25 protein-coding genes and 2 riboswitches are annotated in these 25,449 nt (G+C 37.0%); of the genes, 18 read left to right on the forward strand and 7 right to left on the reverse strand.

Going from position 1 to position 25,449, the window contains the following annotated elements:
- The first annotated feature begins 39 nt into the window (after window positions 1–39).
- The 3 genes from EL101_RS05785 (at window position 40) to menC (ending at window position 4,243) form a co-directional block, all read left to right on the forward strand.
- On the forward strand, window positions 40–1,674 hold the full coding sequence (locus EL101_RS05785; RefSeq protein WP_096598546.1) for a BglG family transcription antiterminator: 1,635 nt from the start codon (window positions 40–42) through the stop codon (window positions 1,672–1,674).
- Window positions 1,675–1,850: 176 nt separating this feature from the next.
- Complete coding sequence (gene menE / locus EL101_RS05790; RefSeq protein WP_096598548.1) at window positions 1,851–3,254, forward strand: o-succinylbenzoate--CoA ligase; 1,404 nt, start codon at window positions 1,851–1,853, stop codon at window positions 3,252–3,254.
- A 2-nt stretch (window positions 3,255–3,256) separates the two neighbouring features.
- Window positions 3,257–4,243, forward strand: a complete 987-nt coding sequence (menC, locus tag EL101_RS05795; protein ID WP_096598550.1) for an o-succinylbenzoate synthase — start codon at window positions 3,257–3,259, stop codon at window positions 4,241–4,243.
- Here menC and yidD read toward each other — a convergent pair.
- Window positions 4,219–4,470, reverse strand: a complete 252-nt coding sequence (gene yidD, locus EL101_RS05800) for a membrane protein insertion efficiency factor YidD (RefSeq protein WP_096598552.1) — start codon at window positions 4,468–4,470, stop codon at window positions 4,219–4,221. The two genes, menC and yidD, sit on opposite strands and share 25 nt — an antisense overlap.
- A 54-nt stretch (window positions 4,471–4,524) precedes the next feature.
- Here yidD and ytkD point away from each other — a divergent pair, with 54 nt between their 5' ends.
- The 3 genes from ytkD (at window position 4,525) to EL101_RS05815 (ending at window position 7,749) form a co-directional block, all read left to right on the forward strand.
- Window positions 4,525–4,995 (forward strand): RNA deprotection pyrophosphohydrolase, encoded by a 471-nt coding sequence (gene ytkD / locus EL101_RS05805; RefSeq protein WP_096598554.1) that lies wholly within the window; start codon window positions 4,525–4,527, stop codon window positions 4,993–4,995.
- Window positions 4,976–5,752, forward strand: a complete 777-nt coding sequence (locus tag EL101_RS05810) for an alpha/beta hydrolase family protein (protein ID WP_096598556.1) — start codon at window positions 4,976–4,978, stop codon at window positions 5,750–5,752. Before ytkD ends, EL101_RS05810 begins: the two co-directional genes overlap by 20 nt.
- Before the next feature lie 311 nt (window positions 5,753–6,063).
- The gene (locus tag EL101_RS05815; RefSeq protein WP_126489875.1) at window positions 6,064–7,749 is read left to right on the forward strand and encodes a hypothetical protein; all 1,686 of its coding nucleotides are present in this window, start codon (window positions 6,064–6,066) and stop codon (window positions 7,747–7,749) included.
- 186 nt (window positions 7,750–7,935) lie between these two features.
- Here EL101_RS05815 and pckA read toward each other — a convergent pair whose 3' ends face one another.
- The gene (gene pckA, locus EL101_RS05820) at window positions 7,936–9,516 is read right to left on the reverse strand and encodes a phosphoenolpyruvate carboxykinase (ATP) (protein WP_096598560.1); all 1,581 of its coding nucleotides are present in this window, start codon (window positions 9,514–9,516) and stop codon (window positions 7,936–7,938) included.
- A 247-nt stretch (window positions 9,517–9,763) separates the two neighbouring features.
- Window positions 9,764–9,875, forward strand: a riboswitch (SAM riboswitch).
- A gap of 105 nt (window positions 9,876–9,980) precedes the next feature.
- On the opposite strand from pckA, the gene metK reads away from it, so the two are divergent.
- From metK to EL101_RS05840, 4 genes are all read left to right on the forward strand, one after another.
- Window positions 9,981–11,180: a methionine adenosyltransferase gene (gene metK / locus EL101_RS05825; protein WP_096598562.1), complete on the forward strand. Its 1,200-nt coding sequence runs from the start codon at window positions 9,981–9,983 to the stop codon at window positions 11,178–11,180.
- Window positions 11,181–11,267: 87 nt separating this feature from the next.
- Complete coding sequence (locus tag EL101_RS05830; RefSeq protein WP_096598564.1) at window positions 11,268–12,179, forward strand: NERD domain-containing protein; 912 nt, start codon at window positions 11,268–11,270, stop codon at window positions 12,177–12,179.
- A gap of 141 nt (window positions 12,180–12,320) precedes the next feature.
- Window positions 12,321–13,157: an aldo/keto reductase gene (locus EL101_RS05835; protein WP_096544931.1), complete on the forward strand. Its 837-nt coding sequence runs from the start codon at window positions 12,321–12,323 to the stop codon at window positions 13,155–13,157.
- A gap of 296 nt (window positions 13,158–13,453) precedes the next feature.
- Window positions 13,454–14,653, forward strand: coding sequence for an IS110 family RNA-guided transposase (locus EL101_RS05840; RefSeq protein WP_338419002.1), 1,200 nt, complete (start codon window positions 13,454–13,456; stop codon window positions 14,651–14,653).
- A 583-nt stretch (window positions 14,654–15,236) separates the two neighbouring features.
- Here EL101_RS05840 and crcB (EL101_RS05845) read toward each other — a convergent pair.
- The 3 genes from crcB (EL101_RS05845) to EL101_RS05855 are packed head-to-tail and all read right to left on the reverse strand — an operon-like array spanning window position 15,237 to window position 16,281.
- Window positions 15,237–15,584, reverse strand: coding sequence for a fluoride efflux transporter CrcB (crcB, locus tag EL101_RS05845; protein ID WP_096596687.1), 348 nt, complete (start codon window positions 15,582–15,584; stop codon window positions 15,237–15,239).
- Window positions 15,581–15,946 (reverse strand): fluoride efflux transporter CrcB, encoded by a 366-nt coding sequence (gene crcB, locus EL101_RS05850; protein ID WP_096596690.1) that lies wholly within the window; start codon window positions 15,944–15,946, stop codon window positions 15,581–15,583. The genes crcB (EL101_RS05845) and crcB (EL101_RS05850) overlap by 4 nt, the downstream gene beginning before the upstream one ends.
- Window positions 15,947–15,978: 32 nt before the next feature.
- Window positions 15,979–16,281, reverse strand: coding sequence for a hypothetical protein (locus EL101_RS05855; RefSeq protein WP_019165951.1), 303 nt, complete (start codon window positions 16,279–16,281; stop codon window positions 15,979–15,981).
- Window positions 16,282–16,434: 153 nt separating this feature from the next.
- Between EL101_RS05855 and EL101_RS05860 the strand changes: the two genes are divergently transcribed.
- Together EL101_RS05860 and EL101_RS05865 are read left to right on the forward strand one after the other, a co-directional pair.
- The gene (locus EL101_RS05860; protein WP_019165952.1) at window positions 16,435–17,145 is read left to right on the forward strand and encodes a transaldolase; all 711 of its coding nucleotides are present in this window, start codon (window positions 16,435–16,437) and stop codon (window positions 17,143–17,145) included.
- Window positions 17,146–17,321: 176 nt separating this feature from the next.
- Window positions 17,322–17,771 carry a cation diffusion facilitator family transporter gene (locus EL101_RS05865; RefSeq protein ID WP_096542036.1) on the forward strand — a complete coding sequence of 150 codons (450 nt, stop codon included), beginning with the start codon at window positions 17,322–17,324 and terminating at the stop codon, window positions 17,769–17,771.
- A gap of 2 nt (window positions 17,772–17,773) precedes the next feature.
- Here the strand turns inward: EL101_RS05865 and EL101_RS05870 are convergent, their stop codons facing one another.
- Window positions 17,774–18,205, reverse strand: coding sequence for a competence protein ComK (locus EL101_RS05870; RefSeq protein WP_096596692.1), 432 nt, complete (start codon window positions 18,203–18,205; stop codon window positions 17,774–17,776).
- 2 nt (window positions 18,206–18,207) lie between these two features.
- The gene (locus EL101_RS05875) at window positions 18,208–18,762 is read right to left on the reverse strand and encodes a sigma-70 family RNA polymerase sigma factor (protein WP_236653928.1); all 555 of its coding nucleotides are present in this window, start codon (window positions 18,760–18,762) and stop codon (window positions 18,208–18,210) included.
- A 131-nt stretch (window positions 18,763–18,893) separates the two neighbouring features.
- On the opposite strand from EL101_RS05875, the gene EL101_RS05880 reads away from it, so the two are divergent.
- From EL101_RS05880 to ribB, 6 genes are all read left to right on the forward strand, one after another.
- Window positions 18,894–19,118, forward strand: coding sequence for a hypothetical protein (locus tag EL101_RS05880; RefSeq protein ID WP_096596694.1), 225 nt, complete (start codon window positions 18,894–18,896; stop codon window positions 19,116–19,118).
- A 156-nt stretch (window positions 19,119–19,274) separates the two neighbouring features.
- Window positions 19,275–20,138 (forward strand): peptidoglycan release complex glucosaminidase SagB, encoded by an 864-nt coding sequence (gene sagB, locus EL101_RS05885; protein ID WP_096596697.1) that lies wholly within the window; start codon window positions 19,275–19,277, stop codon window positions 20,136–20,138.
- Window positions 20,139–20,525: 387 nt separating this feature from the next.
- Window positions 20,526–22,109, forward strand: a complete 1,584-nt coding sequence (locus tag EL101_RS05890; RefSeq protein ID WP_096596699.1) for an FAD/NAD(P)-binding protein — start codon at window positions 20,526–20,528, stop codon at window positions 22,107–22,109.
- Between the two features lie 176 nt (window positions 22,110–22,285).
- Window positions 22,286–22,420, forward strand: a riboswitch (FMN riboswitch).
- A 143-nt stretch (window positions 22,421–22,563) separates the two neighbouring features.
- Entirely contained in the window at window positions 22,564–23,610 is a 1,047-nt protein-coding gene (gene ribD / locus EL101_RS05895) for a bifunctional diaminohydroxyphosphoribosylaminopyrimidine deaminase/5-amino-6-(5-phosphoribosylamino)uracil reductase RibD (protein ID WP_096596701.1), read from the forward strand.
- Between the two features lie 4 nt (window positions 23,611–23,614).
- A complete protein-coding gene (locus tag EL101_RS05900; RefSeq protein ID WP_096596703.1) occupies window positions 23,615–24,244 on the forward strand; it encodes a riboflavin synthase in 630 nt (209 codons plus the stop codon).
- A gap of 13 nt (window positions 24,245–24,257) precedes the next feature.
- Window positions 24,258–25,439: a 3,4-dihydroxy-2-butanone-4-phosphate synthase gene (gene ribB, locus EL101_RS05905; protein ID WP_096596705.1), complete on the forward strand. Its 1,182-nt coding sequence runs from the start codon at window positions 24,258–24,260 to the stop codon at window positions 25,437–25,439.
- Window positions 25,440–25,449 lie beyond the last annotated feature (10 nt).

A 25,449-nucleotide genomic window follows, 5' to 3' on the forward strand; every position in this document is an offset into this window, starting at 1 on the left:
ATATAAAGTCTGATGATATTGAAGGAAGTGTGGTTTCTGATGGTTGATTTCGATAAAAAATTGTTGTGCTTTTTAGATTACTTTAAAAAGCGACAAAAGTTTAAAAGTGTGAGTCAAACTGCGAAGGCCATTGGTGTATCGCGACGTATGATTTATTACTATATTAACAAATTGAACGACATTTTAAAGTTGTCAGACATGTCCCCGATATCAAAAGATGACGAAGGATACTTTTATATTGAACCGTTGCAGTCTACGGTGATTGAAACATATTTTCATCATAAAGCATCCACGACGAATTACATTTTTAAGAGGGAAGAACGTATTATTTTGATAGCATCCGCCATTTTGTTAAGTCAAAAAGTGCTCAGAGTGAAAACGTTTGAAGACTATTTTGATGTGAGCAAAAATACCGTCATTAGTGATTTGAATGAAGTGAAAAAATGGTTGGCGCGCTATCAAATCCCTCTTTTAAATGATAAAAAGCAAGGCTATTACGTCGATACAGCTGTGAATTTTGAACGCAATGTCATTTATGAAATGATTAAAATGATCGAAATTGAAGATTATCATGCGCTATTTGAAAATATGCTGACCTTTAATCAAGAAGCGTGTCTCATTCATCAATATCAGTCATTTGAATATGAATTTTATCGTGCTTTTGATCAGTATGAACATATGTTACACAAAAAAATATCGTTATCAAATAAACGAATTTTATGTCGCTGTTTGTTTATAACGCTTACTTTTCACTCAGAGCGACCGATTGCATTGGAAATTCATCAACGTCAAATGATAGAGAAACGTTTAGAATATTATATTAGCCAACAGTTAGTCGACAAATTAAAGACGCATATGCCGACGATAGCAACTGAGATTCATTTTATTGCGATTCAACTGCTCTGTATTAGTAAAGATTATGATTTTTATTATGATAGTGAAAGTTTTAAAGATTTGATGTGCATTAGTGAGATGTTTATTGATGCATTTGAACGTCAAACCGCAATTCATTTTAATGATAGAGCTGTCTTTGTCGAGCTGATTCAGACGCTGGTAAAGGTCGTGTATTACAGACAGTTTTTTGGTTATGCAGATCGTTGTAATGTGACTGGGGCAATGGATAAAGAAATTAACAATTGGTCAAAATTAACCGCGCAAATTATGGAACAACTGGCCCAAACACAGCAGTTTCGACAAAAATTTAGAAGACCTTTAAGTGTGTCGGATTTATCAGAGTTTGCTTATGCGATTCAATCCTTATATGTTGAACATCAAACGCCCGAACATCATATGGACATTGTCGTCGTGACGAATATTTCTAAAGTGGAACAACGTATTTTGTATACGAAATTAAACGACTTGTTGCCGATTGGACATTTTCATGGGCCATATTCTGAACGAGAAGCGACGTTGTTGTCTCAAAACTTTGACTTATGTATTACGACATCTACGTATTACAATCATCCGAATTGCCAAACGATACATATCCATAAATATTTGACTTTGAAAGATTATGAGACACTTTATCAATTGAAACAATATCGCTTGTCAATGCAACAACGTAAATCCGAAATATTTCAGATTATTGATAATGAACAATTGTCCAAAGAGGAAAAATTTAAATATATCGAACAGTTATACGAAACGAAAATGCGATTGCAAAAGGAAATGTAATGTTGGCATTGAACAACTGAATGACTTTGATTCTAATTGTGAACAACGACTTTACTCAAGTGGTGAAGCATCGTTGTTTTTTTATGTCAATTTGATTACTCAATTTTATACGATGCAAGTTTATAGGATAAGGTCTATAATAGATATAATGAATCTTTGTTTTTGGGGGGACACATATGGAACACTGGCTCGTTCAACAAGCCAAACAGCATCCAAACAAGATCGCAATCCAGACGATAAATGCAACAATCACATTTCAATCGTTATTGGACCGAGCAACATTAAAAGGCGCGCAACTCAAACAGTTACAACGTACGCGCCTCGGTTTATATTTAGATAATACATTGGAAGCGGCAGTTTTAATTCACGGTGCATGGTTGTATGATATCGAAATCGCACTCATCAATAATCGTTTAACACCATTTGAAATTGATCGTCAAATGGCGTCGATTGGTGTCGATGTCATTGTGAGTACAGCCGCGTCACAAACATTAAATACATCTACCCGTGTCATACAATCTGATGATCTTGAAATGCCATCGACGAATTTAAATATGGCAGTCGACACGTTTACATTTGACCCACAAAAGATTGCTTCGATTATGTTTACATCTGGGACGACAGGTCCGCAAAAAGCAGTACCACAGACGTTTGAGAACCATCGAATGAGTGCGGCGTCATGTCGGGAAAGTTTAGGTTTCTCTCATGATTCCAAGTGGTTGGCAGTCTTGCCGATTTATCATATTTCGGGATTAAGTATTTTATTGAGAAGCGTTCAATATGGATTTACAGTCTTTTTACTCGAAAAATTCAATACGGAGACTGTGATGGAACTATTTCGAACTGAAGGGATTACCCACGTATCGTTAGTGCCAATTACGTTAATGCGCCTGATGGAACAAGGTTTGGATCAACCTTATCAATTGGAGAAAGTGCTGTTAGGTGGCGCAAAACTCGACGGACAGTTTATTCGTCAAGCGTTAGACCGACATTTACCTATTTATAATTCGTTTGGGATGACAGAAACATGCTCACAATTTTTAACTGCGGATCCGATGATGTTACAACGCAATCCGAATACAGTAGGCCATGCCAGTTCGGACATTGCACTTAAAGTCGTTTCTCCAGACGCTAATGGTCACGGCGAACTCTATGTTAAAGGTGGAAACGTGATGCAAGGTTATTTGTATCCTGAAAATATGAACCATGTGTTTGATGAAGAGGGTTATTTCAAAACTGGGGATATTGCGAGTGTCGATGAACATGGAGACGTTGTGATTTATGATCGTCGTAAAGATTTGATTATTAGTGGCGGAGAGAATATTTATCCATATGAAATTGAGTCTGTCGCAAAGTCACATCCGTTGATTGCTGATGCGATGTGTACAAGTATTACGGATTCGGCATGGGGGCAACGTCCGATTTTATATGTTGTCGCAAAGCAATGGGTATCAGATATGGAAGCGTTTCTTGAAGCCCGTCTAGCGAAATATAAATTACCTGTGCACATTTATTTTGTGAAGGCACTACCTTATACAAGTACTGGAAAACTTCAAAGACGGATATTAAATGAGGGATGACCATGCGATTAACTGACATGCAATTTTATCTTTATGAACCGTCATTTACCCATCCGATTCGTACGCCGAAAGTGACCATGACCCATCGAAAAACACTGTTTGTGAAATGGACGAATGATCAGCAGCAAGCATGGTTTGGTGAATGTAATGCGTTCGACACAGCTTGGTATCATCACGAGACGATTAACGATGTGATGCATGTCTTAAAGGTGTGGTTTGAAGGTGTACGTGGCCTTGATCTGAAGTCATTTGAAGAGGCGCAACAGTGTGTGGCAACGTTAAATCCTTACCCGGCTGCTCGTGCGACAGTGATGATGGCGTTGTATCAAATGTTTCACAACCTCGAATCGTTTCACGTGCCAATGACGCTGACGATTAATGGTGACTTTACGCAACGGATGATGCGACTCGATGGTGTTGGGCGGATTAAAATTAAATGGACATCACAAATGCTAGATCAAGTGAAAATGTTAGCGACGATGTATCCGGATATTCCGATTTCGACGGATGCAAATCAAACGTTAACTGAAGCCGATACTAAGACGTTAAAGCGATTAAAACCGTATCTTGCGTTTATTGAAGAACCATTTGAAACATTAGATGTGCAAAAGGATTATAGCCATTTACCATCGATTGCACTCGATGAACAGGCGACACGTCTTACAACAATCGAACAGCTCACCCAAAACCCGGATATCAAAACCGTCGTACTCAAACCATTTCGTTTAGGTGGGATAGATCGTGTGTTAGAAGCAATGCACGTGTTGCAAAGTAATCGGATCCACGTCGTTATTGGCGGAATGTATGAATGTGGGTTAAGTCGCTATTTTACAGCTTGGCTGAGTCAATGGGGCGATTATGCAGGAGATGTGACGCCGGAAGGGTTTTATTTTGAACAAGATGTGACAAACAATTCAGGCCGGTTGCACAACGGACAGTTATATTTCGAACCGCCCGTAGTGAATCAGTCTTTATTATTACCGTTATGATGATGCGTTGATTTTTTTAACGGTACAGGATCAAAACCGCCTTTATGAAGCGGATGACATTTTAAAATGCGTTTCAAACCGAGCCAACTTCCTTTAAGTGCACCGTGAACTTGTATCGCTTCTAATGTATAATTGGAACATGTTGGATAAAAACGACACGAAGGCGGTGTCAGTGGCGAAATGAAACGCTGATAAAAACGGATCGCGTAAATAAATAGTGTTTTCATAGTCCAATCCTCCTTCAATCAATCATATTGTAACACAGAAAGGGCGTATGGGGCGTGAAGTTTACAGATGAAAATCAGCAAACCGTCATTTTAACGTTTAAAAATGATGCTGATGAAAAAGATGGGGGTCATGTGCTAGCGCTACCCATTTATGAACAACAATTGGTATTAACACACCATCAACAGCGCGGCATTGAATTTCCAGGTGGTAAACGTGAAGTAGGAGAATCAAGTATAGAAGCATTAAAGCGAGAGTTGTATGAAGAAACAGGCGCCATAGCTGAACATATTTATTATATTGCACAGTATGAAGTGCAGGGCGAACAGGATTGTTTTAAAAAAGATGTTTATGTTGTTAGTGTTAATGCGATAAATCGCGATGTGCATTATCACGAAACGATGGGGCCTATTTTAACCCGTTCGATAGAGGCGATTGATGAAACGGATAAAAGTTATTTATTAAAGGATCCTGCCATATTACGATGTGTCGAAAGGATGAGTGAGCTTGGCTTTTATCAAGAGTAAAGCAATGCCGGTCTTTTTAGAAAGTCACAAAGTAGAAGAATGGACGTATGAGGTCAATGGGTTACATGTGAAAGGTTTAAATGTCGCACCGTATCAACCTGTGAAACGGATTGTTATGTATTTACGTGGCGGCAAAGGTCAAGTCGGTCGTGTGCGTCTTGCGAGAATGTTGCAATTTATGACACCGGATACATTGGTGTTTGCGCCGTATTATCGTGGTAATAACGGGAGTGAAGGGAACGATGATTTTGCAGGTGCAGATTTGGCGGATGTGACGGTTGCAGCTGACATATTGAAAGCGCGTTATCCTGAAGCATCACTCCATCTCGTCGGCTTTTCACGTGGTGGGATCCAAGGCTTACTGACTTTTCAAACGGTTGAAGCGGACAGTTACATCATTTGGGGTGGTGTGACCGATTTACATTTGATGTATGAAGAGCGTGTAGATTTACGAGGGATGCTCCGAAGAATGATTGGCCACCCTAAAAAAGACTTGGCTGCATATGAAGCACGCAATGCTCTGAAGGATATTGATGCTGATACACCGCCTATTTTGATTGTACATGGGGGTCTAGATCAGCAAGTGGGCATTCATCAAGCGTACTTTTTAGAGCGTCATCTCAAACAAGTGGGTGCACACTATGACACGTTATATCAAATGAAAGAAGGGCATGTGCCACGTCCACCTGCCATGAAACTCGTGTTAACGCGCATTCAACAATGGATGACGGATATTGAAAATGGCACGAAATTTTAAATATTATCACGTCATGTGTATGTCACGAAATGAACGTTAGAAATCTACGCTCATTTGAAAAGGGCATGCATATGACGTTTTATTTTTGCGTTACAAAGGTTAAAAAGTATAAATACATACATTATAATTTAAGATTCATGTTTGATAACAGCATTGACCTTGTTATAATAGTATTGAGTAAAATATTATTTAGAAGTGGATTGATATTGCGAGTCGCTTCATTACACATTGCGTGCGATGACTCAGTGCGTATCGCCAATTTCGCATTGTCTCGCATCGTTTTGATGTCGATATGAGTCTGCTTGGAGGTTATGATGAGAAGAGAACAAAAGCGTTATATTCATGATATGGATACGCTTAGAACTTATTTGAAAACAGTGGATGGTTTTCGTAATTACTGGATTGGAACGACTTTTTGGGACATTAAAAAATCAAAAAGTATTATTACAATTGAGTCTCCGCGATTCAATTTAAATGAAAAGAGTGATGTTACCTTAGTGTGGGAATTGACTCTATATGAAAGTGGTTCTTCTACTCAAATGATAGACGACTTCTTCGCACAGCCTTTGACTGAATTGATATTAGATGATAACAGAATAAAGTTTCAATTTGCTGAAGGCTATTATAGTTTTAAATTTGGCGCATTAAGTTTAAGAGTTCCAATTAGATCTAAAGAGGATTCTTATTTAGAAATTCAACGAGTTAACCTAGAGTATTTTTTAAATTTATTGAATAATGGTTTAAAACTTGATAATTTAGCTTTTTCATTTAAAAGCGATAATAATGATATTTGCTGTTTTATCGGCTGTATGAATTGGGGAGAAATCGCTTATTCAGAATTATTTTCAGGCTATTCAGAATTAAAAGCGTTTGAAAATATTGAAGAAATGTTTAATTCAAAAATTTTTAATGGGAAGTCGTTGAAAGAACGATGGCCAGAAGTGGTGATTGACAATATAAATGGTATGCCATTTGGTGATTGGTTGACTCAATTTAATGAGGGCCTAAAAATCAATCTTTATGAAAAAAATGACAAAATTATAATCAATGGTGTGGAATTAGATGGTTGGATAGATCAAAGTAAAAATTGTCATACTTGTGGAGTAAGTGCATGCTATTTCTTTGATTTTGATGCATATTGTTGTCCGACATGTAATATTTGGTTAACTAATGATGTTGGTTTTGAGAAACGACCACTTGAGCCGGAGTTATTATGGAAGCCCAATAAGCTATTACCATTTTGTCATGTTAGATTTTCTCCATATAAAAAGGTTTATACGTATTATAATCCAGAACAAAATCTTTCTCCTTGGGAATGGGTTTTAGTCCCTGTAGGTAAAAATGACATTGAAAGAGAAGCACAAGTGATTAAAGCTTTTAAAAGTCCAGCTCACCAACCACCAATTTCTCTTAATAAAGTGAAGTCAGTTTTGCAAAAGTTACCGAGTCTTGCTGATGAAGTATCGGAAACATTAAATGAATTACTTGAAAAGGGAAGGGTATGTGATCTTTCGAGTAAAAAAAATTTAGTAGATCCCAAAGACCCTTATGATGTTCTAAAAACACCTTTAGGGCATTTTTGGTTAGAGTTAAATAATCAGCCCATTCAAATGTCTATTAATGCTATATATCCGAAACGAAATACGATACTTTTTGTTGAAGGTGTTTACCAGATAAAACCTTACAGTCATGAATTTGAGGATTTTCAACACCTCAAAATTTGTACAGATGTCAATATTAGAAAAGCCAGATACATTGACCGATTTGGAGACAATATAAATGACGGTGCTCGTTGGCAAATAGGAAAATATGAATTGGGAATAGCGGCACGAGTTACAGAATGTGTAAAAAGTGATGTAAAAGCAATTGCTATGAAAATACCTTATTATTTTAAATGGAATAAAAAGCATAAGGAAATGTATGGATTTACAGTTGTTTGGCAATATTACAAGTCGGATATCAATCACAACTTTTTTTGGCACTTTTATTGGTTTTAGAATGATTTAAGTACATTGCTACGATTTGATGTAATAAAAAGGGGGGTATGTGATATTCTAGGTCGCGTCAGTGCTTCATAAGAATAGATAGGTACTAAAACAGCTCAGTTTCAACCAAATAAAAAGTAGTGTCATCTCTTGTTGAACAAGAAATGAACACTACTTTTTTTCATGCTATTTTATTGATTAACCTTTAAATCCACCAGCTTCTTCTAATTGTTGTGCTTCTTCGCCAAATTTTTTGAAGTTTTCTTTAAAGCGACTGACAAGGTTTTGTGCTTGTTCTTCGTATGCAGCTGGATCTGTCCACGCATTTTTAGGTTGTAAAATCGTTGTTGGGACATCTTCAATTTCAGTTGGAATCGATAAACCGAAAATGTCGTCTTTTTCAAATGTAGCTGTTTTTAATTTACCGTTAATTGCGTCATTGACCATTTTACGTGTGTATTTTAATTGGATGCGGTTACCGACGCCATATTGGCCACCTGTCCAACCTGTGTTGACAAGATATACATCTACATCGTGTTTGTCGATTAAGTCTCCTAACAATTCAGCGTAGACTTCTGCACGTAATGGTAAGAATGGTGCACCAAAACATGTTGAGAATGATGGTTGTGGCTCTGTAATACCACGTTCTGTACCTGCTAACTTAGATGTAAAACCACTTAAGAAATGATACATCGCTTGGTCTTTATCTAATTTTGAAATCGGTGGCAGTACGCCGAACGCATCTGCTGTTAAGAAAATAATCGTATTTGGATGTGATGCTTTGGAAGGTAACACAATGTTATCAATATAGTTGATCGGATATGCGGCACGTGTATTTTCAGTATATTTGTTGTCATCAAAATCAATGTGACCGTGCGTATCAACGACTAAGTTTTCGAGCACAGTACCATAACGGATGGCGTCAAAAATTTGTGGTTCTTTTTCAGCTGAAAGATTAATGGCTTTCGCATAGCAACCGCCTTCGATATTAAAGACACCATTTTCATTCCAACCGTGCTCATCATCACCGATTAATTTACGATTTGGATCCGCTGAAAGTGTCGTTTTACCTGTACCAGAAAGGCCGAAGAATAATGCGACGTCTCCTTTATTTCCTACATTAGCAGAGCAGTGCATACTCATAATACCTTGTTGTGGCAATAAATAGTTCATGATAGAGAACACGGATTTTTTCATTTCTCCAGCGTATTCTGTACCACCGATTAAAATGATTTTATGTTTGAATGAAATGATGACAAATGTTTCAGAACGTGTGCCGTCTACTTCAGGATCAGCTTTAAATCGCGGTGCAGAAATAATGGTAAAATCCGCTTTAATTTTGGATGCTTCTTCTTTTGAAGTTGGCTTAATAAATAAGTTTTGAGCAAATAGATTATGCCATGCAAATTCGTTGATGACTGTGAGTTTTAGTTGTGATTCTTGGTCGCTACCTGCATAGCCATTGAATACGAACAATTCGTCTCTTTCGTCTAAGTACTTCACAACTTTATTATAAAGATTCAAGAATTTCTCTTCTGAAATCGGTTGGTTAATCGCTCCCCAATCGATATCGTCTTTAACTTGCGGATTATCAACAATAAATTTATCTTTTGGAGAACGCCCCGTATATTCTCCGGTTTTTGCGTTGATTGCACCTAATTCTGTCAGTTCGGCTTCATTTCTTTTTAAAATTTTGTTGTACAATTCAGTCGTTGTGAGTTGAAAATGTGAACTCGGCTTGTTAGCTACTGTTTCAATCGCATGTTTGTCGAATGACATGATAATATCCCTCCAAAGTAATTTCGGCAATGTAAGCCTTTACAATTCAAGAGTATAACATATTCGTTAAATAATCCCTACTCAATTAAGAAAAAAATTAAGATAAAATAAAGAAAGTAAAGTAATGTTACACCAAAGTAGAAAAATAAATGTAAATGACAAAGGTATTTCTAACATCATTTTGAAAAGACCAGTAAGATGAAATTGACATCACCCATAAAGTTTTGTAATATGATTTTAACGGATTCTCTTATCCTGAGTGGTGGAGGGACATGGACCCAATGAAACCCAGCAACCTCTTTTAACGAAGAAAGGTGCCAAACCGTTTGCAGACACAATACTTGTCTGAACGATAAGAGCGAATGGACGTTAGAGCCTTCACTCTATTTTATAGTGTTGAAAGGCTCTTTTTTATTGAGCTCAGATAGAGAATGTTCGTAATACATAATAAAAAGGAGTTTACTATGACATATAACAGACGTTTATTCACTTCAGAATCAGTTACTGAAGGTCATCCAGATAAAATTGCAGACCAAATTTCAGATGCAATTTTAGATGAAATTTTAAAAGGAGATCCGAATGCGCGTGTAGCTTGTGAGACGACGGTTACGACAGGGATGGCTTTAATCGTTGGTGAAATTACGACGTCAACTTATGTTGATATTCCAAAAGTCGTTCGTGAAACTGTCAAAGAAATTGGTTATACACGTGCAAAATACGGCTATGACTACAAAACGATGTCAGTGTTAACAGCGATTGATGAACAATCACCTGACATTGCACAAGGGGTCGACCGTGCGTTAGAATACCGTGAAGCAGGAAACGAAGAAGTATTAAACACAGGTGCCGGTGACCAAGGCTTAATGTTTGGTTTCGCGACGAATGAAACAGACACATTCATGCCATTACCGATTGACTTGTCACATAAATTGTCGAAACGTTTATCAGAAGTACGTAAAAACGGTACTTTAGATTATTTACGTCCAGATGGAAAAGTCCAAGTGACTGTGGAATATGATGAAAACAATCAACCGAAACGCATTGATACGATAGTGATATCAACGCAGCATCATGAAGAAATTGAACTTGAAAAAATCCAAAATGACATTAAAACATTTGTCATTTATCCAACTGTAGATGAACAACTGTTAGATGAAGAAACAAAATTTTTCATTAATCCTACAGGTCGTTTCGTCATTGGTGGGCCACAAGGGGACGCAGGTCTAACGGGTCGTAAAATTATAGTCGACACGTATGGTGGCTATGCACGTCATGGTGGCGGTGCATTCTCTGGTAAGGATCCGACAAAAGTAGACCGTTCAGCTGCGTATGCGGCACGTTATGTGGCTAAAAACATTGTAGCAGCTCACTTCGCTGACAAATGTGAAGTTCAATTGGCTTATGCGATTGGAGTAGCACAACCTGTTTCGATTGCTATTGATACATTTGGTACAGGTAAAGTAAGCGAAAATGTGTTAATCGAAGCGGTAAGACAAAACTTTGATTTACGCCCAGCAGGTATTATTCAAATGTTAGATTTACAAAAGCCAATTTATAAACAAACTGCGGCGTACGGTCACTTTGGTCGTAACGATGTACAATTGCCATGGGAACGTACAGATAAAATTGAAGTTTTACAAGAAACAGTGAAGACATTAAAATAAATTTCTTGATGATAACTATCGCTAATTTTATAGTTATTTAATATAATAGAAATAACTGTAGAAAAGTGATAAAGGAAGGTATTGCTCATGACACAATTTGGTCCAATGGAAATCGGCCTCATTGCTGCGATTGTTGTAGCAGCATTATTCTTTATTTTGTTCTTAGTGGCATTGAAAAGCAAAAAGAAGGCGAAAGAAACTTATGCGAATCAATATCAAACAAAACAAGATAAATTAACACACGAACATCAAGAAGAACTTGAAAAAGTCCGCATCGACAAGAAAAAAGCTGAAACACGTCATAAAGAAGAATACGAAACAATGGTATCTTCTAAAAACAGAGAAATCGATGCACTGAAACTATTCTCTAAAAATCATAGTGAATACGTGACAGATATGCGTTTACTTGGCATTCGTGAGCGTTTAGTCAAAGAAAAGAGAATCCGTCCAGAAGATATGCATATCATGGCGAATATCTTTTTACCGACGAATGATTTAGAAGACATTACACGTGTCAGTCATCTCGTTTTAACACGCACAGGCCTTTATGTAATTGATTCAGAATTGTTAAAAGGGCATGTTTATCAAGGCATCAGTCAACAGCAGTTTTCTGACAATCCAATGATGGAACAAGTGTTTAAAACGTTGAACTTAAGCCCACAATCGCCGCAAACCGTTGTGTTAGATCAAAGCGACGCATCTCACAATGCATTGTCAGTGGTAGATTACACAAACCGTTTAGCGCATGTGGAAGCGTTAGCTGTGAAGTTACAACACGAGTTGGATTTGAAATATACACCAACACCGATTTTATATTTCAATCCGCGTCATGAAGATGATGTCACAATTTCAAATTATGCGTCACAAGGTGTTACAAAAGTATTGGTAGGTCCGGAACAGTTGAATGAGTTTTTCAATCGCTTTGTGTTCCACGGACGTATTCAGTATGATGTGAACGATTTACAAAATATTATGGACGAAATTGAATCATTTAATTAAATATCCTTAGGGCTGGAGTGTGATCTCCGGCTCTTTTTATTTTGTTTGGGTGGGTGATATTCTATATTTTAGGTTGTATTGATTGCGCAATAACGCCACGATTCGATACGATAGGGTTAGATTACAAAGGAGCGATGACATATGAAACATGTAACATTTTACAATGGCAATCAAATGCCGCAAGTGGGTTTAGGCGTCTTTCGAGTTGAAAACAATGATACTGCAAAAGAAGCGGTTAAACATGCGATTAAAAGTGGTTACCGTAGTATTGATACTGCGATGATTTACCAAAATGAAGAAAAAGTGGGCGAGGGGATTCGCGAAGCTTTAGCGGAAACGGATTTAACGCGCGAAGATTTGTTTATTACGTCAAAATTATGGTTATCTGATTACGGTCGTGAAAATGTTGCAGCGGCTTATCAGGCTTCATTAGACCGCCTAGGACTCGACTACTTAGATTTGTATTTAGTGCATTGGCCAGGTTTAGATGAAGATGTCATGATTGATACGTGGAAAGGGATGGAAGATCTATATCACGATCAAAAAGTGAAAAATATCGGTGTAAGTAACTTTAATGTAGAACATTTGGATAAGTTATTAGCAACTTCACGGATTAAACCGGTCATTAACCAAGTGGAATTCCACCCATATTTAACGCAAAAACGTTTACGCGTATATTTAGAAGCGCAAAATATCCATATGGAATCTTGGTCACCATTAATGAACGCACAAATTTTAGAAGATGATACTGTGAAGCAAGTGGCTGCTGAAGTCGGTAAGTCACCAGCACAAGTGATTATTCGTTGGAACGTGCAACATGGTGTTGTGACAATTCCGAAGTCAATCACACCAAGTCGTATTGAAGAGAATTTAAACGTATTTGACTTTGAATTATCGCTGGGCCAAATGGAAGCTTTAGATGGATTGAATGAAGATCGTCGCATTGGCCCTGATCCATTACATTTTGATGGAAAGTAATGGTCGACATTTTTTCGTCAATATTAATTTTTGATATATTAAACATACTAAGATTAGCTGTGAAGAAATTTATGACGATAGATTTCTTCACAGCTATTTTTTATAGTTGTAGAGAGAAGTAGATCGAGCAGCTCCGTGGATCTTTGAATCCGTAAAATAAACTGATCAGCTTTACTCTCCTTTTGAAATTCGATTGAAGTATGTTGGGTTCTAGAAACCGTGTATAGGAAAATGAAATGAAAAAGGCTAAGTAAAGTTAAAATCTTCTCAATTCAATAAAGAAAGGTATGATTTTTATCAACTGTTTAGGCATTGATGTAAGTAAGTCAGAAAGTGTGGTCGCACATTATAAGGATGAAGTTTTGGTTAAAGAATTGGTCATTCAAAATAATCAAAATGGCTATCGTCATCTTGAAAATTATATCAAGCATCTTGATTCCCTATTTATCCTCTTTGAATCAACAGGTATTTATTCAAGGGGCATGAAACGCTTCTGTACAGTTCACAAAATAGATTACTTAGAAATGAATCCCCTAGAAGCCAAGTTCAAAATGAGTTCATTAAGATCATGGAAAACAGATAAATCAGACGCACATAAACTTGCACTTCTTGCCTTTAGAATGAAAGATTCAAAGGTACAACGTCAGTCCGAAGAGATATACTTTGAACTGAGAGAACGTGCACGCTTTCACTTAGAAATGGAGACGAACCAAAATCGTCTCAAAGTTGAGTTAGTCGAAACACTACATCAAACATTTCCAGGGTTAGAAAAGTTATTTACTAACAGATATTCAAAAATCGCATTAAATATAGCTAAAACATTCCCTCATCCTGATTATGTAAGCATGTTGTCTGATGATGAATTAGTCGAAAAAGTGCTTCATTCAACTGATAAAGGCATTTCAGTTAATAAAGCTCACAAGTATGTCCAAAAATTAATTGAGATCAAGAATAATACTTTTCCGAATGTGGACAAGTCTTCTTTTCTCATAAAAAAAGTCCAATACCTATGTGACAAACTGCTTATTGCGATAGAAGAAAAGAAAGTATTTGATCAGGAAATGATTGATCTAGCAAAAAATACGACTGAGTTTGAAAACATTATTTCAATTCCTGGCATCGGAGAACTCACAGCTGCATTGCTTATTGGGGAGCTTGGTGATATTAGAAATTTTAAAACAAATAAACAATTGAATGCATTTGTAGGTATTGATATTAAACGGTATCAATCAGGAACTTCAAAAAGTAGGGATACGATCAACAAAAGAGGAAATAAAAAAGCAAGACGTTTATTGTACTTAATCATTATGAACATTATTAGGGGAAGAAATCATTATCAAAGCCATATTGTGGATTATTATTACAAATTAAGAGAGCAGCCTCATGGGAAACCCCACAAGACTGCCGTAATAGCGAGTATCAATCGCTTATTAAAGACCATTCACTACTTGATAGTCAATGATAAATTATATGATTATCAGAAAGCACCACACTAACGAAACCATATAATCATATACATCATAACACCTTATTCAAAAAAGTAAAAATTGGACGGTTTAGTTCAGTAATGTCATTTTTAATTAACACGCCCTTGACAAATCGTAGGATAAGGAGCTGAGACATTAAGATTCCTCAGCTCCTTTACTATATTTTGTTGTGTATACCGAGGGATGGGGCTTGAAAAAATTAAGCCTCAATCCATTCATAGGTTGATGGTTCATTAATGACTTTAGAACAGTCGGAAAATGATGGCTAATGGGATAAAAATTGATGCTATTGTTTTCTTGATTTCATAAACTTGCCCTCAGTTTCGCTGTATTTCATATAAGATTGTCCAGAGGGCTGAGACTCCTGAGGGATCAGCTGGTCCGGAAAATCCAATTCGGCTACCACGAAATGTACACTATAATCAAGCCGAATTTAGTTGTAGGGCCAGCCCCTAGGAAGAACGCGAAGCCGTGAAGGCAATCTAAAGCCACAAATCATAGGGAGGGCAAGTTTAACAAAAATATTGCATCAATAGCATCAAAAATTTTTATGTCCTAGCTCCTTTCCATTTATACATAAGGTTTTAAGTTTCTACAACTGCATGCCGATGAAGCAGAGTACAAAACAGCCGATATATTGGCATGTGCTATACCCAATGAATCGGCCCCACATTTTTGAATGCAACATTTGAAAGAGTTCCAAAGTTAATGTTGAAAATGTAGTAAAACCACCGAGTAAACCTGTGATGATCAACAGTTTTAATTCAGGTGATAACAAAGTGAAGTGATTGAAATAGCCAATACAAAACGAACCGATAAGATTGACAACCAACGTCGCGATAGGAAATGACGTGTTCATATAACGTGATGTGGTCACACTAATGAGGGCACGTAATACAGCTCCGATGCCACCGCCCAATGCCACTAAAAATATATTCATGCGCGCACACCCCCTAATTTGTAGCCTAAAAAACAACAGATGAGGCCGCCACAATAGCTGCACAATCCATATATGATTAAAGTGAACCAGTCTAACTGCTGTGCGAGTGTGACAAGTTCTAATTGAAAAGTGGAAAATGTCGTTAATGCACCTAAAAAACCTGTTGTGAGCCCTTGTTTAAGTTTCGGATGGCCTGTGTTCCATTGATGAAGGCGTACTGTGAGATAGCCCATTAAAAAGGCACCTGACAAATTTGCAATGAAGGTGCCTATCGGTAAATGGTATCCAATTGTTATGAAGCTCGTTTGCCATCTCAATAGTGCACCTATGCAGCCACCTAAAAAGATTAAAATATACTTCAAAATATCACCATTTCTCTTCAAATTTCTGTATTTTAAATGATGCCAAATGTGTAAAGTGAAGCAAGAAGATGTAACACTAATACGATGAGTAGTAATAATGGTTGTATTTTAGAGGCTTTATGGATCCAATTTCGACGCTCTGGTAAATGTTTAATAGATTTGTCGGCAAAACGAATGGCGATTAATAATATTAAACAATTGACGACACTACATACAAAAATGAGTTTAATAATAGATGTGAAGTGTGCGTTAAGTAATGGATTAAGCGTATTAAAGTAGAGACTGATTAACATTAACAACACGGATAAGTAAAAGTATTTCTTAGATTTAGACATCGTATGCCTCCTTTTCGTATCGCTTGTTATCATATCACATTTTTGAATTCATTTGCATCTGGTTAAAAAATTTTGTAAGCGTAAAAATGGCAGTGAGGACATAAAAAATGTTATAACTTTAGTATGATAAAAATATCAAGGAGGCACAATTAAATGGCTGATTTAAAAGTACGCGTGTTTGCTGATGGTGCAGACATCGAACAAATGAAGAAAGCATATCAAAATAAAGAGGTAGACGGTTTTACGACAAACCCAAGCTTAATGGCGAAAGCAGGCGTGAAAGATTACGTTGAATTCGCTAAAGAAGCAGTTGAAGCGATTCCTGATGCTTCTATCTCATTCGAAGTGTTCGGCGACGACATGGAAACAATGGAAAAAGAAGCTGAAATCATCCAACAATTCGGTGAAAACATCTTCGTTAAAATCCCTGTTGTGAACACTAAAGGGGAGTCAATGATTCCACTTATCAAAAGCTTATCAGCTAAAGGCGTAAAACTTAACGTTACAGCTGTATACACAATTGAACAAGTTAAAGAAATCACTGAAGCTGTAACTGCTGGTGTTGAAACATATGTATCAGTATTCGCAGGTCGTATTGCTGACACAGGTGTAGACCCAATGCCATTAATGAAAGAATCAGTTGAAGTGACTCACAGCAAGGAAGGCGTGCAACTTTTATGGGCAAGCTGTCGTGAATTATTCAACGTCATCCAAGCTGATGAAATTGGTGCAGATATCATTACTTGTCCTTCAGATGTTGTTAAAAAAGTTTCAAACATCGGTCGTGACATCAATGAATTATCTGTAGACACAGTTCAAGGTTTCGCTAAAGACATCAAATCTTCAGGTCTTAGCATTTTATAATCCGATAACGACATCATTTACAAGTATAAAATAAAGCACATGTGCGTGGGCTGAAATCAAGTCAATGATAGATTTCAAAACCCACACGCATGTGCTTTTTTGAGTTGAATGGCGCTTGCAATACATCTCAATTTTAGCTATGCTTTGTGGAGTAAAACGACATAAAGGAGTCTACTATGCGAAAAGACGTATTTGAGTATAAAGTGAAAAAAGAGTTGTGGTATCTCAATCGACGCGAAAAAAATGCGTTAACACAATATTTTGAAAAGCATCGTGTTGAAAATATCCAACAACAATATGCGACACCACGCCGTTTTGTGAATGCTTATTTGCAACATGAAATTTTTGGGACGCGTATCGTTTCATCAGGACATTTAGTCACATCATTAGTCGGCTTACTAGTTTCGAATATTTTGTTACTTGGTTTATTTATTACTGGCTTGCTACTGAGTTTAAGTGCAGTCAATTACTTTATCCAACCTCAAGTGACACTATCGATGGGTACCGTGATCGCTGTTTTATTCGGTGCACTTGTATTAATGATTGTGACGGTTTATTTGATGAAACGTGTCAACGCATTTTTCACCAAAAGACTGTTGTTGTATAAATTTAATAAAGTAAATTAAAGTTACATTAATGCTGTGAGTAAATAAGCATCTTTCCATTTTCGAACGAATTGATTTAAAGGCATCGGGACAATGAGTGACAAGTTGTTGTTAAAATGAATGCGTGTGTCTTGTTGATGTGACGAAGCGGCGATGACATGTGTGACATTGATATAATATTGAATGGCTGCGCGTTGTGATTGGAGTGGACAAAGTATCAGTGATTTGCTTAAAAATATCGGAATCATTTGATGTACTCTCAACGTTTCGCTCGCAATTTTTTGTTGTGTACGTACGTCTCTTTGAAATTGATAAGCCAGTTGATCAATAAACTGTTTCATCGACAGTTGGCTTTGTTGTTCATGTGTGAGATGTTGAATGACGAGTTGATGTGCTAACGATTCCGACGATTTAATATAAAGTATGTTTTCGTATTGTGGTTGTGTAACAGTCATGGCTAAAATCCTTTCTTTAAATCATCTTGTGTCAATGCTTGTTTGATATGGCGAAACGTGGCAATTTTATATTTACGAACCGTGGTAGCTGATACTTGCATCAACTGTTGAATCTCTTTTTGCTGATAACCTTGCAAATAAAAGCGAAACCAAGTGCGATGTGCCGGTTTTAAAGTTCGTACGATATCTTCAAGCAACAAATACAAATGTGATGACGACATGGCTTTCAGTTCATTGGCTGACGTATCCAGCGGTGTCGTTGTCAATGGCGTATGTGCCGAGCGTAATAAATCGATTAAATAATATTTCAGTTGATAATTGATATACGTTTTAAACGATTGATTAAAAGTCGCATCATATTTCATTGAGAGTTCCCATAACCGTATCGACAACAATTGGAAGTATTCATCATAATTATACGAAATTTGATGCTGATGTAGTAAAAAATGTATGAATTTATAATATTGAGCATAAAGTGTATCAAAAATGATATCAATCACTCCTTTTCTGATTTGACCGGTCAATGGAGTTATACCATAGCGAAATGATTGTGACATTTTACTTTTTGTGCTATTTTATGTTTAATACAAGAATGAGACATCGTTTTATCGCTATTTTTTTAATGAAACGATGTATAAGCACGCAATTAAGACATTTCGACCATAACAAATGTATAGAGGAGGGTATTATGGATTACGAACATTTAAATTTAGAGCATTTTTTTGCGCGTAATGACGATTTGGACATCATTAGAGATCGTTCAGAGTTCGTTATGATTAATAATATGACAAAAGAAATGATGTATCGTGACGGTGATGTAGAAGGGACGATCAACCTTGCACGCTATTATTATAAAAATCGTTCTCAGGCAGCAAGTTTCATTATGATGGATTACTACCGTGAAGAAAAATAGTAATGAATTAGTTTACATATTCATTACTATTTTTTTATGAATTTGTAACAAGAGATGAAACCAATTGTACAGAGTCGTGTAAGGTGGTAAAATTTGAAGTCAAGCGAGTAAATTTAAATTATGTAACAATATGAAACATTCTGAAGAGGTGTGTTTATGAGAAAGCACAAGAAAGGCTCCATCCTTGCTGTCCTTGCATCTTTAATGATTGCTGCAGCTGCAGGTTTTTTCTTTTTCAAGATGATTGAAGATCAAATATTCTTTAAAAGTGTTGACCAAGTTGAACGTGTTGAAAAGTTAGATGTGACGTTAAAACAAGCATCTGAAAAGCAAATTGATAACTACACAAGCCAGCAAGTTTCAAATAAAGACCATACGAATTGGCGTGACGCTTCAGATTCTGAAATTCGTCAAGCGATGGATAGCTCATCTTTTATGGATGATAAGCGTCAGAAATATCAATTTTTAGATTTGTCAAAGTATCAAGGTATTGATAAAAATAGAATTAAACGGATGTTACGAGACCATCCGACATTATTAGCACATACGGATGATTTTGTGAATGCGGCGAAAGAAAAACAAGTTAATGAAGTGTATTTGATTTCACATGCGCTGTTAGAAACAGGTTCAGTCGTTTCTGAATTGTCCAATGGTGTGGAAATCGATGGAAAAAAATATTATAACTTTTATGGTGTCGGTGCATTAGATGAAGCGCCTGTTAAAACCGGTGCAGAATATGCGAAGAAAAAAGGTTGGGATACACCAGAAAAAGCCATTAGTGGTGGTGCAGCGTTTATTCATGATCATTACTTATCTAACCCAAACCAAAATACGTTATATAGTATGCGTTGGAATCCTAAAAATCCTGGTGAACACCAATATGCTACAGATATTAACTGGGCTAAAAGTAACGCGGTAATTATGGCGGATTTCTATAAAGATATGAAAACGGAAGGTAAATATTTTAACTGGTACGTTTACAAAGATGATAAAAAGCATCAAGATGGTCATAACTATTAGATGCGCTTTAATTAAATAATGAACGAAAAGGTTGAGTTGTCACGGTATTTGTGTGAACGACTCAACCTTTTTTATGATGTACTGATATGAGATTACTCAGCTTTATTGTTACGTCCGAATACAAAAAATAAGATGACCGTTGAAACAATCACTTTGACAATCATTTTTAACATAGTACGCACTCCTTTATGTCTCAAGTGTACTATGCGTGTGAATGGTAATCAAAATAAATGTGTGCGGCTTACGATCTTTATCGTTCAATTTTTGTATAGCATGGATGACACGAACTAAATTGATGTGATAGTAAATGTAAAATGATTAATTAATAGGTGTCATTCAGGGTATAATAGAGAAGAAATGTACAAATTAGAGTAAGGATGGTGCAAAATGAGAGTAGCCATTGTTGGAATGGGAACAGCAGGTGTGAGCGTTTTGCGACAGCTCGTAAAATATAAGCAATTTAAGAAGATTGAAGTTGATTTATATGATAATGCTTATAACATGGGGCAGGGAGAACCTTTTCAAAATGATAGTGAAGATTTTTTGATTAATGTGCCTGTTGATCATTTGTCATTAAACATCGATAACATTCTAGAATTTAGAGAATGGTATAACGAACAAGATACGTTTGATTACGGTGATGCAGATTATTTGCCGAGATATGTATTTGGTCACTATATGAAAAGTTATTTAGAACAATTTGACACAACATTTGATAATGTTAATGTCATCAAACATGAAGTGTCACATATGTATATTGAGGAGCAAGAAAGTGAAATTATCCCTAAACGTATCGTCGTATGTACAGGAGACGATGTCGATTCTTGTCAAAAATACGATTATGTGTTCTTCACGATTGGCACGATGTCTTACAACGATCCATTTGGTTTGAAAGGACAAAAGGGGTACATTCATTCGCCTTATCCTGCCAATCAAACGTTAGCTGAAGTAAATGATGACGATGCTGTGGCAATTATTGGAACAGGATTAGCAAGTTTAGATGTCGTACGTCACGCATTAAGTCACCATCAGCGTAAACCGATTGTGATGGCGAGTCGTAGTGGTAAATTGCCAAGTGTACGTGGAACGATGCAGGATATTACGTTTCAATTCTTAACAGTGGAAAATTTTGATGCGCTGAAGGCAGAAAACATGGGCGTCGTTCCATTAGAAGACGCGGTAGCATTGTTTAAAAAAGAATTTGAAGTGCGAGATATTCCATTAGAAAAACTATTGAAACGCCGTAAATATGATGCAATTCGTGACTTGAATTATGATTTAAATCATCCAGAAGAAGTCGGTGCATTACAAAGTGTATTTGAAACGTTAAAAGAAAATATGGATTGGATTTGGAATAGTTTAAGTCGTGAAGATCAAGAACAATTGATTAACAAATACCATCGCTACATGAAAGAAAATACAAATCCAATGCCTAGAGAAACAGCACAATTGTTAGTGAACGAAATCAAAGCTGGCCATTTACAAGTGTTGTCTGGTTTGGAGCATGTGCGTCAATTTTACGGTAAATACCGTTTACGTTTTAAAAATGTTCATGAAGAAATGAAAATGGATGTCGTCATTAATGCGACGGGTCCGAAAGAACATTTGAGTCAATTAGATGAGGATGATGCTTTACTTCTAGATGTGGCGAATCGTCAAATCGTCCAAGCACATCCTCTTGGTGGGATACAAATCGTGTCGTCAACGAATGAAGTCATCAGTCCGCTTTATGGCACACTCAACAATATGCGTGCGATTGGACAATTGACAAACGGTGTCAACTTTGAACGTAATGGTGTGACCATGATTATTCAACAGGCAGTCAGTGCGGTAGAAAACTTATACGATACCTATAAAGCGAAAAAGGCTCTAGAAAAAGAAGCGCGCAAACAACTAAAGAAAGCGGAAGAAAAAGCTAAAAAGAAAAAAGAGAAGAAGAAAAAGAAGAAGAAGAAAAAGAAGAAGAAATAAGCACGCTGTTGTAGGGCGGACAGAGTTTTAATGTTGCGTTAAAACATCATATTATTAATTGATAATGCGGATTATTTGATGTTCAATCAATTGTAATTTCAAAAAAGATACGCTAATATAGACGCATGGACTTTTGATAGGTCCATGCGTATCTTTTATTCTCAATACAATTTTATATATTCTTTCGGGGCTGGGTGAAATTCCCAACCGGCAGTAAAACATAAGCCTGCGACCCGTATCATTGATTTGATATGGCTGATCTAGTGAGAATCTAGAGCCGACAGTGAAAGTCTGGATGGGAGGAAGAATAGTGACGACATTTTTCACATGCAATATGTGAGTTTATTTGTCGTATCCAAATTTTGAATGAAAAAGAATCAATGTGTTTGATCACTTTTCATACATCCTACCACTCGAAGTCGACAATCGAGTGGTTTTTTATTGAGGTGAAAGTATGAACCATTATTTAGAATCTGCGATACAATTGGCAGAAATGACGCAAGGCCAAACTGGAACGAATCCAGCAGTGGGCGCCGTCATTGTGAAACATGGACGTATCATCGGTTTCGGTGCACATTTAAAAAAGGGTGAGCGCCATGCTGAAATTCAAGCGATTGATATGGCAGGCGCTGAACATGTCAAAGGTGCAACGATTTACGTCTCACTTGAACCATGTTCACATTACGGTAGTACGCCTCCATGTGCACAACGTATCATTGACACTGGCATTTCGAAAGTCGTTTATGCTGCGAAAGATACGACGTTACAAGAAACAGGCCATGACATGATGGTGCAACATGGTATTAAGGTGGAATATCGTCCGCATCCACGTGCCGAACAATTGTATGCCGCTTTTTATGACAGTAAAGAAGATGCCGTGCCCATTGTGACAGTTAAGGTGAGCGCCAGTTTAGATGGCAAACAAGCGACGGATCATTTTGAAAGTCAATGGATTACTTCTAAACAAGTAAAGGCAGATGTTTTCCAACTGAGACATTCACATGATGCGATAATAACTGGCAATGGCACGCTGACACATGATAATCCAAGTTTAACGACACGCATGGAAGACGGCCATCATCCAGCGAAAGTCATTTTATCGCGTTCAGGTCAAATCAACTGGAATGCACAACTTTTCCAAGATTGCGTGACACCGATTTATATTTATACAGAAAATCAAGCACTTACTTCATCATTGGACCATGTTGAAATTATTCAGCAAACCGACATGCAAATTGAAGATGTGCTCAAAGATTTATATCAAAAAGGTTATGGCCATGTCCTTGTCGAAGCAGGCCCTAACGTCACTTCACAATTTTTAGCGTCTCGTTTTGTGACGCACTTCATCCTATATTTAGCCCCGAAAATCATAGGTGGTCAAGGTGTGAATCAATTTTATCAAACAGCATTGGTAACACCTTTAAACCAACTTCCACAATTTGAAATTGTACAAACTGACATAATAGATACCGATTTAAAACTCCGAATGCAAAGGAAGTGACGACATGTTCACAGGTATCGTTGAAGAGGTCGGTACAATTCAACATATTCAAAAACGTAACCCTACCACTTCACTGACAATTCAATGCAAAAAAATATTAGACGATATGCACGTGGGTGACTCAATTAGTGTCAATGGTACATGTTTGACTGTGACACGTTTTGATCAACATAGCTTTACAGTAGATGTCATTCACGGAACCGAAAATAAAACCTATTTAGCAAATTTAAAAACGAATGATGCCGTTAATTTAGAGCGTGCATTATTAGCTACTAGTAGATTAGGTGGTCATTTTGTACAAGGTCACGTCGATGGTAAAGGCGTGATTCAACACATTCAAACATCTCAAAATGAATGGATTTATACAATTACAGCTGAACCGTGCATACTCGATCAAATGATTCCACAAGGGTCGATTGCTGTAGATGGGATCAGTTTGACAGTTTTTAAAAAATATCGAGATTGTTTTGATATTCATTTAATTCCAGAAACGCGTAAAGCGACCATTCTTGCTGACAAAAAACAAGGTGATCCGGTGCATTTAGAAACAGACATGCTCTTTAAATATGTCCAAGCGATCACGAAAGAAAAATCACAGCTGTCAGTAGAAGATTTATTGAATGCAGGTTTTTAAGGAGGGGCGTTACATGCAATTAGATAAAATTGAAGAAGCGTTAGAAGCATTGAAACAGGGTGATATGATTATTGTCGTTGATGATGAAAACCGTGAAAATGAAGGTGACCTCGTTGCGATTACAGAGTGGATGAATGATCACACAATTAATTTTATGGCGACACATGGAAGAGGCCTCATTTGTACACCAATTACAGCAGAGATCGCCCAACAAGCCGGTCTCGATAGTATGGTCAAACATAATCGTGATCCCCACGGCACTGCATTTACACAAAGTATTGATCATGTGCAATCGACTACAGGCATTAGTGCTTTTGAAAGAACAGCAACAGCGAGAGCACTGATAGATGAAAAAATGACGGCTGAGACATTTCATCAACCTGGTCATATTTTTCCGTTAATTGCTAAAAAACACGGAGTCCTCGAACGTCGGGGCCACACAGAAGCGACAATCGATTTGGCGAAGTTAACAGGTGCACGTCCAGCCGGTGTGATATGTGAAATTATGAATGATGATGGGACGATGGCCAAAGGTGAGCAATTAGAGCAGTTTAAAGCGCAACATAACTTAAAAATGATCTCGATTGAAAACCTTGTGGCGTATATTAAAGTACAACGCCCATTGATTTCAGTGGAAGCGAAAATTAAATTGCCAACCCAATTTGGTGAATTTGACATGTACGGTTTTACTTCAAATATTGACGGAGAAGAACATTTAGCACTCGTCAAAGGTGATATTCAACCGACTATGAATGTCCGTGTCCATTCCGCTTGTGCGACTGGTGATATATTTCATAGTGAGCGATTTGACTGTGGGGAACAGTTAGAAGCTTCAATGGCGTATATCCAGCAACACGGTGGTATGTTGTTGTACTTGCCGCAAGAAGGGCGTGGCATTGGATTAATGAACAAACTAAAAGCTTACGAATTAATTGAACAAGGCTATGATACTGTTTCAGCGAATGAAGCACTTGGTTTTGAGCCGGATTTACGTGATTATGATATTGCAGCACAAATTTTAAAGTATTTTAATATTACAACGGTCAATTTATTAAGTAATAACCCTGAAAAATTATTAGGATTACAGCGCTATGGTATTCAAATTGGCGAACGTATTCCCGTTATTACTGAAACGAATGTGCATAACCATGATTATATGCAAGTGAAAAAATTACAAATGGGTCATTTAATATAAATAGAGGAGG

Origin of the sequence: Staphylococcus delphini (assembly GCF_900636325.1) — a bacterium.
Lineage (GTDB): Bacteria > Bacillota > Bacilli > Staphylococcales > Staphylococcaceae > Staphylococcus > Staphylococcus delphini.

Coding starts and splice junctions, on each gene's coding strand:
- EL101_RS05785 (WP_096598546.1), top strand. CDS start 40: ATGGTTGATTTCGATAAAAAATTGTTGTGCTTTTTAGATTACTTTAAA.
- menE (WP_096598548.1), top strand. CDS start 1,851: ATGGAACACTGGCTCGTTCAACAAGCCAAACAGCATCCAAACAAGATC.
- menC (WP_096598550.1), top strand. CDS start 3,257: ATGCGATTAACTGACATGCAATTTTATCTTTATGAACCGTCATTTACC.
- yidD (WP_096598552.1), bottom strand. CDS start 4,470: ATGAAAACACTATTTATTTACGCGATCCGTTTTTATCAGCGTTTCATT.
- EL101_RS05815 (WP_126489875.1), top strand. CDS start 6,064: ATGATGAGAAGAGAACAAAAGCGTTATATTCATGATATGGATACGCTT.
- pckA (WP_096598560.1), bottom strand. CDS start 9,516: ATGTCATTCGACAAACATGCGATTGAAACAGTAGCTAACAAGCCGAGT.
- metK (WP_096598562.1), top strand. CDS start 9,981: ATGACATATAACAGACGTTTATTCACTTCAGAATCAGTTACTGAAGGT.
- EL101_RS05830 (WP_096598564.1), top strand. CDS start 11,268: ATGACACAATTTGGTCCAATGGAAATCGGCCTCATTGCTGCGATTGTT.
- EL101_RS05835 (WP_096544931.1), top strand. CDS start 12,321: ATGAAACATGTAACATTTTACAATGGCAATCAAATGCCGCAAGTGGGT.
- crcB (WP_096596687.1), bottom strand. CDS start 15,584: ATGAATATATTTTTAGTGGCATTGGGCGGTGGCATCGGAGCTGTATTA.
- EL101_RS05855 (WP_019165951.1), bottom strand. CDS start 16,281: ATGTCTAAATCTAAGAAATACTTTTACTTATCCGTGTTGTTAATGTTA.
- EL101_RS05860 (WP_019165952.1), top strand. CDS start 16,435: ATGGCTGATTTAAAAGTACGCGTGTTTGCTGATGGTGCAGACATCGAA.
- EL101_RS05865 (WP_096542036.1), top strand. CDS start 17,322: ATGCGAAAAGACGTATTTGAGTATAAAGTGAAAAAAGAGTTGTGGTAT.
- EL101_RS05870 (WP_096596692.1), bottom strand. CDS start 18,205: ATGACTGTTACACAACCACAATACGAAAACATACTTTATATTAAATCG.
- EL101_RS05875 (WP_236653928.1), bottom strand. CDS start 18,762: ATGTCACAATCATTTCGCTATGGTATAACTCCATTGACCGGTCAAATC.
- EL101_RS05880 (WP_096596694.1), top strand. CDS start 18,894: ATGGATTACGAACATTTAAATTTAGAGCATTTTTTTGCGCGTAATGAC.
- sagB (WP_096596697.1), top strand. CDS start 19,275: ATGAGAAAGCACAAGAAAGGCTCCATCCTTGCTGTCCTTGCATCTTTA.
- EL101_RS05890 (WP_096596699.1), top strand. CDS start 20,526: ATGAGAGTAGCCATTGTTGGAATGGGAACAGCAGGTGTGAGCGTTTTG.
- ribD (WP_096596701.1), top strand. CDS start 22,564: ATGAACCATTATTTAGAATCTGCGATACAATTGGCAGAAATGACGCAA.
- EL101_RS05900 (WP_096596703.1), top strand. CDS start 23,615: ATGTTCACAGGTATCGTTGAAGAGGTCGGTACAATTCAACATATTCAA.
- ribB (WP_096596705.1), top strand. CDS start 24,258: ATGCAATTAGATAAAATTGAAGAAGCGTTAGAAGCATTGAAACAGGGT.